The organism is Luteolibacter sp., assembly GCF_039920825.1.
Lineage (GTDB): Bacteria > Verrucomicrobiota > Verrucomicrobiia > Verrucomicrobiales > Akkermansiaceae > Luteolibacter.
Genome location: NZ_JBDSCX010000050.1, coordinates 64462 through 78778, shown reverse-complemented (window position 1 = coordinate 78778; position 14317 = coordinate 64462). Strand labels below are relative to the sequence as shown.

At 58.2% G+C, this 14317-nt stretch carries 17 protein-coding genes; 15 read left to right on the top strand and 2 right to left on the bottom strand.

What is annotated here, in order from left to right; all coding sequences use genetic code 11:
- Positions 1-22 precede the first annotated feature (22 nt).
- From ABIQ96_RS16315 to ABIQ96_RS16255, 13 genes are all read left to right on the top strand, one after another.
- On the top strand, positions 23-928 hold the full coding sequence (locus ABIQ96_RS16315; RefSeq protein ID WP_348215683.1) for a DapH/DapD/GlmU-related protein: 906 nt from the start codon (positions 23-25) through the stop codon (positions 926-928).
- Between the two features lie 61 nt (positions 929-989).
- The gene (locus tag ABIQ96_RS16310; protein ID WP_348215682.1) at positions 990-1673 is read left to right on the top strand and encodes a response regulator transcription factor; all 684 of its coding nucleotides are present in this window, start codon (positions 990-992) and stop codon (positions 1671-1673) included.
- Entirely contained in the window at positions 1670-2884 is a 1215-nt protein-coding gene (locus ABIQ96_RS16305) for an ATP-binding protein (protein ID WP_348215681.1), read from the top strand. The genes ABIQ96_RS16310 and ABIQ96_RS16305 overlap by 4 nt, the downstream gene beginning before the upstream one ends.
- A gap of 166 nt (positions 2885-3050) precedes the next feature.
- Positions 3051-5201, top strand: a complete 2151-nt coding sequence (locus tag ABIQ96_RS16300) for an AMP-binding protein (protein WP_348215680.1) — start codon at positions 3051-3053, stop codon at positions 5199-5201.
- Between the two features lie 10 nt (positions 5202-5211).
- The gene (locus ABIQ96_RS16295; protein WP_348215679.1) at positions 5212-5610 is read left to right on the top strand and encodes a hypothetical protein; all 399 of its coding nucleotides are present in this window, start codon (positions 5212-5214) and stop codon (positions 5608-5610) included.
- 52 nt (positions 5611-5662) lie between these two features.
- Complete coding sequence (locus ABIQ96_RS16290; RefSeq protein ID WP_348215678.1) at positions 5663-6031, top strand: hypothetical protein; 369 nt, start codon at positions 5663-5665, stop codon at positions 6029-6031.
- 70 nt (positions 6032-6101) lie between these two features.
- The gene (gene trpA / locus ABIQ96_RS16285; protein WP_348215677.1) at positions 6102-6896 is read left to right on the top strand and encodes a tryptophan synthase subunit alpha; all 795 of its coding nucleotides are present in this window, start codon (positions 6102-6104) and stop codon (positions 6894-6896) included.
- A 130-nt stretch (positions 6897-7026) separates the two neighbouring features.
- On the top strand, positions 7027-7854 hold the full coding sequence (gene dapF, locus ABIQ96_RS16280; RefSeq protein WP_348215676.1) for a diaminopimelate epimerase: 828 nt from the start codon (positions 7027-7029) through the stop codon (positions 7852-7854).
- 52 nt (positions 7855-7906) lie between these two features.
- Positions 7907-8143, top strand: coding sequence for a ribbon-helix-helix domain-containing protein (locus tag ABIQ96_RS16275; RefSeq protein WP_348215675.1), 237 nt, complete (start codon positions 7907-7909; stop codon positions 8141-8143).
- Positions 8140-8517, top strand: a complete 378-nt coding sequence (locus tag ABIQ96_RS16270) for a type II toxin-antitoxin system VapC family toxin (protein WP_348215674.1) — start codon at positions 8140-8142, stop codon at positions 8515-8517. Before ABIQ96_RS16275 ends, ABIQ96_RS16270 begins: the two co-directional genes overlap by 4 nt.
- A gap of 66 nt (positions 8518-8583) precedes the next feature.
- Positions 8584-9465 (top strand): 4-hydroxy-tetrahydrodipicolinate synthase, encoded by an 882-nt coding sequence (gene dapA, locus ABIQ96_RS16265; RefSeq protein ID WP_348215673.1) that lies wholly within the window; start codon positions 8584-8586, stop codon positions 9463-9465.
- A 12-nt stretch (positions 9466-9477) separates the two neighbouring features.
- Positions 9478-10548, top strand: coding sequence for an alanine--glyoxylate aminotransferase family protein (locus tag ABIQ96_RS16260; protein WP_348215672.1), 1071 nt, complete (start codon positions 9478-9480; stop codon positions 10546-10548).
- 182 nt (positions 10549-10730) lie between these two features.
- The gene (locus ABIQ96_RS16255; RefSeq protein ID WP_348215671.1) at positions 10731-11174 is read left to right on the top strand and encodes a hypothetical protein; all 444 of its coding nucleotides are present in this window, start codon (positions 10731-10733) and stop codon (positions 11172-11174) included.
- 21 nt (positions 11175-11195) lie between these two features.
- Here the strand turns inward: ABIQ96_RS16255 and ABIQ96_RS16250 are convergent, their stop codons facing one another.
- Together ABIQ96_RS16250 and murI are read right to left on the bottom strand one after the other, a co-directional pair.
- Positions 11196-11873: a GDSL-type esterase/lipase family protein gene (locus tag ABIQ96_RS16250; protein ID WP_348215670.1), complete on the bottom strand. Its 678-nt coding sequence runs from the start codon at positions 11871-11873 to the stop codon at positions 11196-11198.
- 50 nt (positions 11874-11923) lie between these two features.
- Entirely contained in the window at positions 11924-12727 is an 804-nt protein-coding gene (murI, locus tag ABIQ96_RS16245) for a glutamate racemase (RefSeq protein ID WP_348215669.1), read from the bottom strand.
- Between the two features lie 96 nt (positions 12728-12823).
- Between murI and lipA the strand changes: the two genes are divergently transcribed.
- Both lipA and ABIQ96_RS16235 read left to right on the top strand, forming a co-directional pair.
- The gene (lipA, locus tag ABIQ96_RS16240; RefSeq protein ID WP_348215668.1) at positions 12824-13834 is read left to right on the top strand and encodes a lipoyl synthase; all 1011 of its coding nucleotides are present in this window, start codon (positions 12824-12826) and stop codon (positions 13832-13834) included.
- 4 nt (positions 13835-13838) lie between these two features.
- On the top strand, positions 13839-14303 hold the full coding sequence (locus ABIQ96_RS16235) for an EVE domain-containing protein (RefSeq protein ID WP_348215667.1): 465 nt from the start codon (positions 13839-13841) through the stop codon (positions 14301-14303).
- The last annotated feature ends 14 nt before the right edge of the window (positions 14304-14317 follow it).

Here is a 14317-nt window from a genome sequence, read left to right as displayed (position 1 = left end):
CGTGATGAACTGTCGTTAACCCATGCAGGCAACACTTTTACCTCCCCGCAATCCAGAACTCTGCGCTCCGATCACTTCCAACCGGGACCTCGGCGCCTGTTTGATCGCCAATCTTCCGATGAGAGATCTGCTGTCGGCAGACCTTCGCCGCGCCGGCCTTCAATTGGTCGATCCCAAAGATGCCTGCGAGCGAACCCTCCGCATTCCCTTGGACAACTGGATCGAGCTCGGCGCGCTCCTGCTCCTCGGGCGCAATCCCAACAGCGCCTGCCTGCTCAATGCCGACGGCAACACCCTCGCATGGAAAGGCACGGATAGCCCGGAAGACTGCGTGGATAAAATCGTCACGGATGCGGATTGTTTCCCGGTCATTTACCCGTGGGATCTACTGCGGATGAACGAAGAGGTGCTCGCCTTGATGGACGAAACCTCGCTGCACGGAGAAGTCAGCCCGCTCGCCAGTCTGACGGGCTGCGTGAGACTCGGGAATGGATCAAGAATTCTTCCCGGCACGGTGATCGAAGGGCCGGTGATCATTGGACCCAATAGCCAGATCGGGCCGAACGCCTACATCCGGGGAGCGACGAGCATCGGTGCGAATTGCTACGTCGGAAACGGCGCGGAAGTGAAAAACTCGATCATTTACAACAACTCCTACATTTCCCGTCAGTGCTATGTCGGCGACTCGATCATCGGAACGCACGTGACACTGGGAGCAGGGACTTGCACGGAAAATCACCGTCATGACGGCCGCCACCATGTTTCCATGATCCGAGGAAAACCCGTGAACACCGGCCGCATCAAGTTGGGTGCTGTTCTCGGAGACGGTGTCCGCACGGGAGTCAATACGTCCATCGAAGCGGGAGTGAAAATCGGCATCGCCCGCACGACTCAAGCCGGCAGCTATATCGGCAAGGATCTTTTGTGACCAAATCGTCACACGCGATGCATTCTTGCGGTGATGGCGTCCCTACTACCTTGTCCTCGAAATGCATCGAATTCTGATTGTCGAGGACGAACGCGACATTGCCGACTTGATCGGCTTCAACCTCCAACGCGCGGGTTATGAAATCATCAAGGCCCACGATGGCGTGGAAGGAACGGAACTCGCCCTGCGCGAACGGCCGGATCTGATCCTGCTGGACCTGATGCTCCCGGGCCGCGACGGCTACTCGGTTTTCCGCGAACTGCGCCGGGACACCCGCACCGTCAACACGCCGGTGATCATGCTCACCGCGAGGGCGCAGACCGAAGACCGCATCCAGGGACTTGAGGCCGGAGCCGACGACTACCTCACCAAGCCATTCAGCCCGAAGGAACTCATGCTGCGGGTCCAGGCGATTCTCAAACGCTCCGAGGCGCCTCCCGGCTCGGTGGATTTCACCTACGGGCCATTCCGTTTCGACAAGAATTCGCTGAAATTCTATCTGGATAATGAACCTGCTGAACTGACGGCCACCGAGTTCAAGCTGTTGTTGTTTCTATGTGAACGTTCGGGCAAGCCACAGGACCGCAATGACCTCCTGCGTACCGTGTGGGGTTACAGCGATGCCACTCACAGCCGCACGCTGGATACCCACATGAAACGGCTGCGCCAAAAGCTCGGCACACATGGTTCATGGGTTGAAACCGTGCGTGGAGTCGGATACTGCGTTGCGAAAGCGAACGCATGACCACCGAAATTTCCATTGTCGCCACCCTCTCGGCACTCGCAGCACTCGCCATCCTCGCCTATCGCCACCGTGGTTCACGCAAGCAATCGGAAGCCGAAGTCAATGCCTGGAAACTCCGCCTTGAACAGGATCTCAAACAAGCACGTGAAGAACGCAACCGCCTGCTCGACGCCCTCGGAGATGCTTTCCTCCTCGTCGATTCCGATGCGAACGTCCGCTTCGCCAACGACGCCGCACGGTCGCTTTTCGGAAATCGAGAACTCGTCAACAGACCGGTTAGGGAAGCGTTTCTCGACCCCCGACTCGCGGACGCCCTGCTGCGCTGTCTCGCCACCGGCGAGCCCGTCCAATCCCGCGTCGTCCTTCCCCAACAGACGTCGCCCCGCGGCGATCTCGAAACCCGCGGAGTCAACGCGTGGATCATCGATGCGGCCCAACTCACCAATCCTAACGGAGGCATGACAACCACCCGGGTGATCATCCGCGACGTGACAGCGGAACATCAGATCGAACAAGTCCGCAAGGATTTCGTGGCGAACGCCTCCCACGAACTGCGGACACCGCTCGCCATCATCAACGGTTATCTTGAGAATCTGCTAGATGATGACATGATCGCCGAGCCGGAGATGGCCCGCCGGTTTCTAACGATCATGCGGAAACATGCCGACCGGATCTCGCGGATCGTCGAGGACATGCTCGTCATTTCCCGTCTTGAATCGGGCGAGGCAAACGCGCTCAAGATCGAGCCCTTCCGTTTCCGGTCATGCATCAAGGACATCCTTGAACGGCTGGAATCAGTCATCCGCAACCAACAGGCGGAGATGGTCGTCACCATGCCGGATCCGGATCTGATGATGCAGGGCGACCGTTTCTATTGGACGCAGGTTCTCTTCAACCTTGTGGAAAATGCCCTCAAGCAGAACCCCTACACCGGACTTCGCGTGGAGGTCGGCTGCCATCAGGTGGGCGACAACCTTCAGATTTGGGTGGCCGACAACGGGGTCGGGATTCCGAGCGCCGATCTGCCCCATATTTTCCGCCGGTTTTTCCGGGTCGAGAAGCACCACTCGCAGCAGGAAATCAAGGGCACCGGCCTCGGGCTCTCCATCGTGAAGCGCGCCATCGAGGCCCACGGCGGGACCATCGGTGTCACCTCGGTGCCGGGCAGCGAGACGAAGTTTCTGATCACGGTGCCCAAGGATCTGCGCTGAAGTCGTGGCGGCGACTACGCTTTTGGCGGATCACCGGTGGTTCGATCCGTGCGAAATCGTTGAAATCCAGCACATTTTTCGGAAAATTGCCGTGCGATGCGGGGGAAAGTTCTCCTAAATCCCTGTGGACCGAGGCTTGGGGCCTGTCCGCTACCCGATTTACAAAATGTCTTCCGCTTCCATCCAAATCCTTCACAAGGAACGCCTTCCTTCGACCGGCAGCCTGGTCATCCCCGGACGGCTCGATTTCGAGTTCCTCCTTCATTTCGAAAAACTCTTCGCCGGGAGGAAAATCACGTGGCTGGTGGAGGAATCCGCCCTCTACGACAACGCGGTCCGCGCCTACTTGGAAAAATCCGGGTCCGGGGCGATGTTTTCCGTGGACGATGCCGCCCCCGCTGCTGCCGGGGCTCAGTTGAAAGCCTACCTCGCCGACGGCGGAGTTTTGATTTTCGTTCCGGGCCGGGTGACCGTCCGCAACGCCACCGCCAACCACATTTCGACGGCCCACTTGAAGACGCTTTGTGCCTTCGAACTGCCGATCCTGCCGATCGCCGTGGATTGCCCGCGCGAATCCTGCCTGACCACCGAGCGGCGGTCGTCGCTTTTTCAGGCCGTCATGGTGGTCGGAAAACCCATCGCGGCTACGGACACCAGCATCGCGTCTTTTCAGCAAGCCCTGCTCGAAGCCAATGAGGAAGCCTATAGCACGCGACCATTGTTCAAGGGCTCGCTCGCGATGACCCTGCTGGAGGGTCTGAAAAAGCACGGTTCGCGGCACAAGATTCTCGACGGCGCGGACGACACGGAAATGAGCTATGGCAACGTTCTCGCCGCCGCGATCGTTCTCTCGAAATTCATCAAGGAGGAAACCGACAAGCCGCGTGTCGCCATCGTGCTCCCACCCGGCAAGGGCGGGCTCATCGCGAACCTCGCCGTTCTCTTCGCAGGAAAAGTTCCGGTGAACCTCAATTTCACCGCCGGTCCCGAAGCGATCAAGTCCTGCATCCGCCAGGCCGACGTGGACCGCTTCATCACCGCCGATCCGTTTGTTAGGAAAATCTCGTCATTCCCGTGGCCGCCTAACCGCGATCTCATTTTCATCGAGCGCGTTCTTCCCACCCTCAAGAAAAAGATCATCACCTGGGGGATCATTTCGAAAATCCTGCCGTCTCCGGTTCTCGGAATTTTGTTAGGACTGAACAAGCGCCGCGGCGAGGACGAGGCGACGCTGCTTTTCACCTCCGGTTCCTCCGGCGAGCCCAAGGGCGTCGTGCTCAGCCACCGCAATGTCCTCGCCAACGTCTGTCAGTTCGGCACCCGCCTCAATTTGCCCGGCGGGTCCGCTATTCTCGGCTGCCTGCCGTTGTTCCATTCATTCGGCTGCACCGTCACCCTCTGGTTTCCCGTCATTGAGGGAGTCAACCTGGTGACCTACACGAGTCCGTTGGAAACCAAGCGCCTCGCTGAACTCATCGCCTTCCATCAGATCAATATTTTCCTATCAACTCCGACATTTCTGCGCGGCTACATGAAGCGCATCGATCCCGCGCAGTTCGCCTCGCTCAAGCTGGTCGTCACCGGTGCCGAAAAACTGCCGCAGTCGCTGGCCACTGCTTTCGAGGAGAAATTCGGCGTCCGCCCGCAGGAAGGCTACGGACTAACGGAAACATCCCCTGCCACCAACGTCAATCTTCCCGACCTCGAACCGGAACGCGACTCCATCACCCTGCCCTCCTCGCGCAACGGTTCCGTCGGCCAGATGCTGCCGGGCATGGCCGTCCGCATCACCGATCCGGCGACCGACAAGGATGTGCCGATCAACCAACAAGGCATCATCTGGTTCAAGGGAGCCAACGTTTTCTCGGGCTATCTGAAAGATCCGAAGCGATCCGCCGAGGTTCTGTCAAACGGCTGGTTCCGCACCGGCGATGTCGGTCGTGTCGATGAGGACGGCTTCCTCTACATCGAGGGCCGGATTTCCCGCTTCTCGAAAATCGCCGGTGAAATGGTCCCCCACGAAACCGTCGAAGCGGCGATCAACAAGGTGCTCGGCCTCGACGGCGAATCCGAACGCCGCATCGCCGTGGTCGGAGTTCCCGACGAACAAAAAGGCGAAGCCATTCTCCTGCTCTCCACCATCGCCGGGCCCGCGCTCGAACAGGAATGCATCGACCTGCGCTACAAACTGCTAGACGACGGCCTTTCCTCACTCTGGTGCCCGAAGGTCATCGTCCCCGTCGCGGAAATCCCCGTGCTCGCATCCGGCAAGCTCGACATCAAAGCGTGCGAGGCACTGGCGAAACGAGGCGGATAAATTTTGTGCATTGGAACGAAAAGCGGATTCCGATCAGACATCCAACAAAGATCATATGGAAACAAAACGGATCATCGGCAACATATTTGGCCTTGGATTTATAACATTGGCGCTGGGATGCGCGCCTCAAGTTATCCCCGCTGGACCTGATACTTACACCGTTTCCAGCAGCGGAGCAGGATTTTCCGCAGCAGGTGTCAGGGCAAAAGTATATCAAACAGCTAACGACTTTTGCGCTTCTCGTGGTCTAGTCATGGTTCCAATCTCAATTGATGCTCGCGTAGGAGTATTAGGCCAGCGTCCACCCAGCGCCGATTTGGTATTTCGCGCTCTAAAGCCGGGAGATCCGGAGATCAAACGACCCAATCTCGAAGGACCCAGTCATATTGAGAGAATCGAGGTGCGCTGACTCACTGTGACGTTGGAAAATTAAGAGCAGAGATGTCATCGGAATTGATTGAATGCCCACGCTTCCTACTCCCCAGCCAGTCGTGATCTGCGCGGATGCCCTCCGTGACCTATATCCAAAAAGTCAGATGAAGGCGGGCATCAAGGCGGCCTGCATTTGCTCCCCGTTTTTCCTGCTCGGCACACTTCTCAAAATGGAATGGCTCGGAGTGATAGGCATCGGACTCGTTTTCGTCCTGTTTGTCGTTCCCCATATTTTACGGATCAAACGCTTCCTCGCTTCCCTTCCCTGTTCGGTATGCGGATTGCCAGCGGGCAGGCACACGACCGTGAATCTCATCATGCATCTCGAGTGCGAGCATTGCGGCCACTTGTCCCGGACGGACTGCCTGATGTTCGGCCACACTCCGACCAAGGTCTGACTGTTTTCCCGCTCGACTCCCCTGCCTCCCTCGCTGAGCATCCCCGCCCCTTCTCCTGATCCCAATTTCCATGCCAAACCGCATCGACGCCGTTTTTTCCAAGCTCCGCGAAACCCAATCGACGGCTTTCGTCGCCTACGTTGCCGCGGGAGATCCTGATTTCGAAACCTCGCTGGAGGTGATCAAGGGACTGGCGGACGCAGGGGCCGACATCATTGAGCTGGGCCTGCCGTTTTCCGATCCGTTGGCGGACGGCATCGTCAACCAAATGGCCGCCGACCGCGCTCTCAAGTCCGGCATGACCACACCGCGTTCGCTGGACCTGATCCGCAGATTCCGCGAAACGCATGAGACTCCGATCGTGCTGTTCACTTATCTGAATCCTGTTTTCACCTACGGCTTCGAAAAATTCCATCACGACGCTGCCGAGGCCGGTGCGGATGGAATTCTCCTGCTCGATCTGCCGCCCGACGAAGCGGCGCTCAACAAGGATCTCGCCATCGGTGCCGGGCTGAAACACATCCGCCTGATCGCACCGACGACGCCACCGGACCGGGTGAAAATTCTCGCCGAGTCCGCGGAAGGATTCATCTACGCGCTTTCCCGTACCGGCGTCACAGGTGCCCACGGTGCGCCATCGGCCAACATCGCCGAACTGGTCGCCTCGATCAAATCCCATACCGACGTGCCCGTCTGCGTCGGATTCGGCGTCACCACTCCCGAACAAGCGGCCATGGTTGCAAAATCCGCGGACGGGGTGATCGTCGGCTCGGCCATTGTGAAACAAATCGAACTCCACCCGACCCACGCCGCACAAGCCGTTCGAGATTTCACAGCCCCGCTCATCGCCGCCACCAAGAGTTGATAGTGTATGGTTGATGGTTGATAGCGAAGAACAAGAACCCGTGCTAGGTCTCTACTCTTTCCATCAACTATCAACTCTCAACCATCAACTTTTCCCGTCTCTCAACTTTCAACCATCAACTTCTCTCACCATGCTCCTCCAATTCTTCAAAATGAACGGTGCCGGCAACGATTTCATCCTCGTTGACAATCGCGACCTCTCGCTGACCAAGGAACTCGACACCGACACCATCGCCGCCCTCTGCGACCGCCACCGCGGCATTGGAGCCGACGGCCTTCTCGCCGTCGAGCCAGCCCAAAAAGGCGCGGATTTCCGTTTCCGCTATTACAATGCCGACGGCGGCGAAGCCGAAATGTGTGGCAACGGCGCGCGCTGCTTCGGCCGCTTCACCGCGCATCTCGGGGAAATTGTTTTGAAGAAGGTCACCTTCGAAACCATCGCCGGCACCCTCGCCGCAGAAATGATTAGCGACGATGTTCGCATCGCGATGTCCGAGCCGAAGGACCTCAAGCTCAACTCCGATGCCAAGGTTCCCGGCCTCGACGCGACGCTTCATTTCGTCAACACCGGGGTCCCGCACGTCGTGACCTTCCTCGCCAGCCCGGAAGCCCTCGATGAATTCGACGTCTTCAACCACGGCAGCGCGATCCGCCATCACAAGGCCTTCGCCCCGGCCGGCACCAACGCGAATTTCGCAGCCGTCCTCGCGCCGGACCATATTTCCATCCGCACCTACGAACGCGGCGTGGAAGACGAAACCCTCGCCTGCGGCACCGGAATGGTTGCTTCCGCTCTTGTCCACCATCTCCTGACCGGCGCTCCCAGCCCGATCAAAGTTGATGTCGAAGGCGGCGATACTTTGGAAATCGGCTTCGAAAAATCCGGTGATCAAGGTTTCAAGAACGTCACCCTGACCGGTCCTGCGGATTTCGTTTTCGAGGGAGAGATCGACATTTGAGTCGATATATCACTATTTGACATCATTTAATGATTGGGTGTATTGTTTGCCCATGAAACGAATCCTAGTGGATCTGGACGAAAAGGACGTCGCGCACCTGAATGAGGTTGCGGCGGCTGAGGATGTTTCTCGTTCATCGATTTTGCGTGATGCTGTCGCGGAATACATCATCCGCAAGGATCGCGTTCCGACTGCAAAGCCCCAGCCGTTGGAGGGATTCGGGGCGCTCAAAGGACGTCTGGGTGACGGCTTGAAGTATCAGGAAAATCTTCGCAGCGACTGGGAATGATCGGGTTCTTTGATACGAACATTCTCATCGACTACCTTAACGGAATTCCCGAGGCAAAAGATACGCTCCACGCGTTTTCACGCCGTTGCATCAGCCGCATCACTTGGATGGAAGTCATGATTGGTGTGAAGGATTCTCCGGATGAAGACATAGTCCGCAGTTTTCTCGCCCGGTTCGAAATCCACGAATTAAGCGACGGGATCGCCGAAGCCGCCGTCACTCTCCGCCGCCATCATCGCCCGAAACTGCGGCTTCCCGACGCCATCATCCTTGCTTCCGCCCGCCAGATGGGATGTCGGCTGACCAGCCGAAATACCCGGGATTTCCCGGAAGATTCGGCGGACGTCCACGTGCCCTATCAGCTTGGTTCCTGAAAATTTATCCTCGCCCGAGGATACGGCTTTGACCTGCGGCCAAGTTGGTTCATCTTCCGCCCCGCCATGAGTTTTTCCGGAACATACACCGCTCTTATCACCCCATTTCGCAACGGAGAAATCGACGTTCCGGCCTTCAAGTCACTGATCGACAGGCAGATCGCCGCCGGAATCACGGGCATTGTCCCCGTCGGCACGACCGGGGAATCGCCCACGCTCGATACCGATGAACACATCGAAGTGATCCGTCTCGCCGTGGAATTCGCCGCCGGCCGCTGTGAAGTGATCGGCGGAACCGGTGCGAATGCCACCGCCGAAGCCATCGAACTCACGGAAGCCGCCGAAAAGCTCGGAGCCACCGGTTCGCTCCAAGTTTGCCCTTATTATAACAAGCCTTCGCAGGAAGGACTTTACCTCCATTTCAAGGCCATTGCGGAATCCACTCATCTGCCGATCATGCTCTACAGCGTGCCCGGGCGTTCCTCCATCGAGATCGCGCCGGAAACGGCCGCGCGCCTCGCGGCCGATTGCCCGACCGTCGTTGCGATCAAGGAAGCCGGTGGTTCGGTGGACCGGATCAACCAACTCGTCCAAGCGTTGCCTGCGGACTTCGGCATCCTCTGCGGTGACGATCCGCTCACCCTGCCGTTCGTTTCCTGTGGTGCCACCGGCCTCGTTTCCGTCGCCTCGAACCTGATTCCTGAAATCATGGTTTCGCTGGTCAAAGCCTGCCTATCAGGAAATTTCACCGAAGCTCTCGCCCTGCAAAAACAATACTACCCGCTGATGCGCGGCCTGATGACACTCGATGTCAACCCGGTGCCGATCAAGACTGCCGTCGCCCTCCAAGGCCATTGCCTTCCCGACCTGCGCCTGCCGCTCGCACCAATGAGCGATGACGCCACGGCGAAACTCACCGACTTGCTCAAGTCCTACAACCTTCTCTAACCGACACTAACCATGCCATCACCCAAACTCTTCGCCCCCGGACCCATCGACGTTTCGAAGGAAACCTTCGCCGCCATGTCGCAGACCATGATCGGTCACCGCGGCAAGGATTTCGAGGAACTCTACGCCTCGACCCAGCCCGGCCTTCAGGAAATCTTCGGCACCGCGCGTCCTGTTTTCCTCTCCACCTCGTCCGCCTGGGGCGTGATGGAAGGTGCGCTGCGCAACCTTGCCAAAAAGAAAGTCCTCTGCCTCTGCTGCGGCGCGTTCTCCGACAAATGGTTGGACGTTGCGAAAAAATGCGGCTTCGAAGCCGAAGCCGTTCAAGTCGCCTGGGGCGAAGCAATCGATCCGGAAGCCGTCCGTACCAAGCTCGCGGAAGGCGGATTTGATACCGTGACTTTCATCCATTCGGAAACCTCCACCGGCGTGCTCAACGATCTCGCTGGCATTTCGAAAGTGGTGAAATCCTTCCCGGACACGATGCTCATCGTCGATACCGTTTCCTCGCTCTCCACCGTGCCGATGGACATGGATGCGAACCAGATCGACGTCATGCTCGCCGGTGTCCAGAAGGCGCTCGCGCTGCCTCCGGGTCTTGCCGTTTTCGCCGTTTCCGAAGCCGGCATGGAACGCGCCAAGGGCAATCCGAACCGCGGTTACTACTTCGACTTCATCGAGTTCGCAAAGAACGCGGCGGTCAACAACACGCCTTCGACTCCGTCCATTTCCATCATCTACGGCCTTCAATACATCCTCGGTGAAATCGCCAAGGAAGGTTTCGCCGCCCGTCAGGCACGCCACGCGAAAACCAACGCGATGATCGCCGCGTGGGGTGCGAAACACGGCTTCGAACTCTTCGCGCCCGAAGGGCATCGCTCGTTCGCACTGACTTGCTTCAAGACGCCGGAAGGCTTCGATCTATCCGGCTTCATCAAGAACCTGAAGACCAAGCACAACTTCCTGATCAACGGCGGCTACGGCAAGATCAAGGGCACGACCTTCCGCATCTCCAACATGGGCAACGAAACGGAAGCCACGATGCAGGAACTCATCGATGCGATGGACGACGTCCTCGTCTGAAGATCCATTCCATCCATCAGACGGACTTTCCCATGCGGAGAGCCCGTCTTTTTTTGCATCAATCTGGCGAACGGATTCCCGCGTTCGAAGATCTAGCAAAACCTATCGATAACAGAAACATGCCTGAATTGTATTGCCAAAAGGCCCGTAATCGGAGTGTGATCGTTGCGATGAACGAAGAAATGTCACCTGAATCGCGTTACCAACACACAACGGGAACCTCCGAAAACCTGGTCACCGGCGGCCTTGCGGGTCTGGCGGCGGCACTCGTCGGCGCGGGCACCTGGGCTGCGGTCACCTATTTCACGAACTATCAGATCGGCTTCATGGCCATCGGTGTCGGCTATCTGGTGGGAGTCACCATGCGCAAATATGGCAATGGTCAAAGCAATGCGTTCGGTGTTCTGGCCGCCGTCCTCGCGGTTCTGGGATGCGTGCTGGGAAATCTTCTTTCGGCGTGCGCGTTCGGGGCGGATAGCCTGCACGTTCCCCTAATGGCGGTTCTGGGGAAGATGACTCCGTCGGTGGCGCTGTCTGTCCTTCAGGACGGATTCAGCCCAATCGACGCCTTGTTCTACTTCCTCGCAGTGAGCGCGGCCTATCGAAATTCACGCGCCGTCGAATAGGCGTTTCGGTGAGCAATCGAATCAATCCGGCTTCTTCCCGGTCAGGGCTTTGACGGCGGCTTTCGCCATTTCACCGGCTCCTTCGGTATTGGGATGAACGTGATCGGGCAGGAGTTGCGGCTTGTCCTGGAGCGCGGCGTGCATGTCGATGATGCCCGTCTTCAATTCGGCGGCCAGCTTGTTCACGATCGACATCTGCTCCTGAAGCACGGTTTCATTGATGCCGAAATTTCCCGGCTCGGGCACCGGCACCGGACGGCAAATGTAGACCCGCGGGGACGGTTTGAGATCCTGGAATGTTTTAACGAGATCACGGTAGTCGGATTCGAACTCGGCCTTGTGCGACCAGTTCTGAGGTTTCGTGTCATTGGTGCCTAACATGATGATCACGACGTCGGGATGGAAGTCCTGCGCCTTCTTGAACGCATCTTCGTTCCAATACGGAAAATCTCCTTTGCGCAGGAGCGTCCTTCCGCTCACGCCGAAGTTCCCGACCTGCCATTTGTCGCCCAAAAGTTCCTGCAACTGGCTCGGATAGGACTTTCCTGCCGCAGCCCCCGAACCCTGGGTGATGCTGTCGCCGACACATGAAATTTTCACCGGTTGACCGGATTTCGGATGGATGGGCGACATCGGATCGGCGGCGGAAAGTGAGGACGCGGCGGACAACAACAAGCTAAGGATCAAACGGGTTTTCACGAAGCCAGTCTTGCCTGCGGTAATCGCCGCCGTCGAGTCCCAAGACGAGATCACGCACCTAACACCGCACGACGGATCCGCCCGGGCGATTTTTTCAAAAACTGCCGTGCCAGGGATTCAAACTCCTCCGATAGGTCGGTCAGATGCAGCTCCAACGTGCCTTCGCGGTCTTCCATTTGCAGCAAATCGAGACGGGTGAGTTCTTTTTTCAAATGCTCTGCACAGGTGGTCGCCGAGTCCACCAGACGGACATCAGCAGGCAACAACTCGCGCAGGATCGGGATCAAAAGCGGATAGTGGGTGCAGGCGAGCATCAGCGTATCGATGCCCTTTTCGACCAGCGGATCGAGGTAAGTTTTAAGCACCTGGCGGGTCGCCGGGTGGTCGATCCAGTTTTCCTCAATGAGCGGGACGAGCAGCGGCGTGGCCTGGCCGTGGATGATCAGACCGGTTTTCCTCAGGGCGAGCGCGTGTTGGTAAGCGTGCGATCCGATGGTGCCGCGGGTGGCGATGATGCCGATGCGTTCGGCATTCGGGCAGGAAAGCGCGGCATCCACCCCAGGTTCGATCACGCCGAGAATCGGGATCCGGTATTGCTCGCGGAGCTGCGGCAGAGCATGGGCGGTCGCGGTGTTGCAGGCGACGACGACGGCTTTGACACCTTTTGAAATGAGAAACCGCACGTCCTCATCTGCGAAATGGCGGATGGTCTCCGGGCTTTTTGACCCGTAAGGCAAGCGGGCGGTGTCCCCCAAATAAAGAATATCTTCCGCAGGTAAAAGGTCCTGCACGGCCCGCACGACGGTCAAACCGCCGACACCCGAGTCAAAAATTCCAAGAGGCGCTGAATTCACTGGAGCGATTGTGAACGGCGTCAAGCGGGGTGAAAACTGAAATTCTTCCCGGTTTCCGCTTTCCCGTTGTCCTCCTCAGGACTAGTTTCCCGCCAGATGAGTAGTTGCGGCCCGAAGATGAAGATGGACCCGGCGTTGCACCGGGATAAAAAGCCGTCCTGGATCAAGGTCCGATTGCCGAATAACCCGGCATTCTGGTCCACGAAATCGCTAATCACCGACTTGAAACTGGTGACTGTTTGCGAGGAAGCCCAATGCCCGAACCGCTGGGAATGCTGGGGCCAGGGAACCGCGACGTTCATGATCGCCGGCGACAAATGCACCCGCGCGTGTGGATTTTGCGCGGTTAAAACCGCCAAGCCCGACGCGTTGGAATCCGACGAACCCGCCCGCGTCGCCGAAGCCACCCGCCGGATGAATCTCCGCCACGTTGTCATCACCGCCGTCGCGCGCGACGATCTGCGTGACGGTGGAGCGGAGCATTTCAAGCAAACCATCGAAGCCGTCCGCCAGGCGAATCCCGAAATCATCATCGAGGTGCTCGTGCCGGATTTCAATGATCGCGATTGGGCCCTTTCAATGGTGATGGATGCCCGTCCGCACATTTTCAATCACAACCTGGAAACCGTCGAGCGCCTCACTCCCCTCGTCCGTTCGAGAGCGCAATATCAACGCAGCCTCACCGTTTTGAAAAAAGCCAAGGCCATGGTCAACGGCAAGGTCGCCACCAAAAGCGGCATCATGTTAGGCCTCGGCGAGCGCCATGAGGAAATCCTCCGCGCGATGGACGACCTGCTCGCCGCCGACGTCACCGTCCTAACACTCGGCCAGTATCTGCGCCCCACACCAAAGCATCTTCCCGTTGTGGAATACATCACGCCGGATGCCTTCGACGATTACAAGGCCATCGCTTTGGCAAAGGGTTTCCGTCACGTCGCAAGCGGACCACTCGTTAGAAGCTCCTATCACGCGGCGGATTTCCGGCCGGAGCTTGACGTGTTGGAAGCCATCGAAGCGGATGTCCGCGCGGCCCAAGGCATCGAACTCGGCCCGGAGCATCTCCCCCTGCCCGCTCCGAATCCATCTCTCGTCAAATCCATCGCCTGACCGCATGCGCCACTGGCTGATCAAATCCGAGCCCGATGTCTTCGGCATCGACCACCTTGCAAAAGTCAAACGCGAGCCATGGAGCGGCGTCCGGAACTATCAGGCGCGGAATTACATGTGGAAGGAAATGAAGCCCGGCGATCTCGCCCTGTTCTATCACTCCAATGCCAAGCCGCCAGGAGTAACCGGCATCGCCCGAGTCGTCGGCGAGCCTTATCCGGATCCCACTCAGTTCGACGCGAAGAGCGAATATTACGATCCGAAGTCAAAGCCCGAGAACCCGCGCTGGTGGCTGACCGATTTTGAATTCGTCGCCAAGTTCAAGGAGATGCTCACACTCGAATCACTCAAAGCCGATACCCTGCTCTCGGAAATGATGGTCTGCCAACGCGGCACCCGCCTCTCGATTACCCCGGTGGATCCGCTGCATTTCAAACGCGTCTGCAAGCTCGCCGGCTGGAAATCTTGATCCGGCGGCGCGTT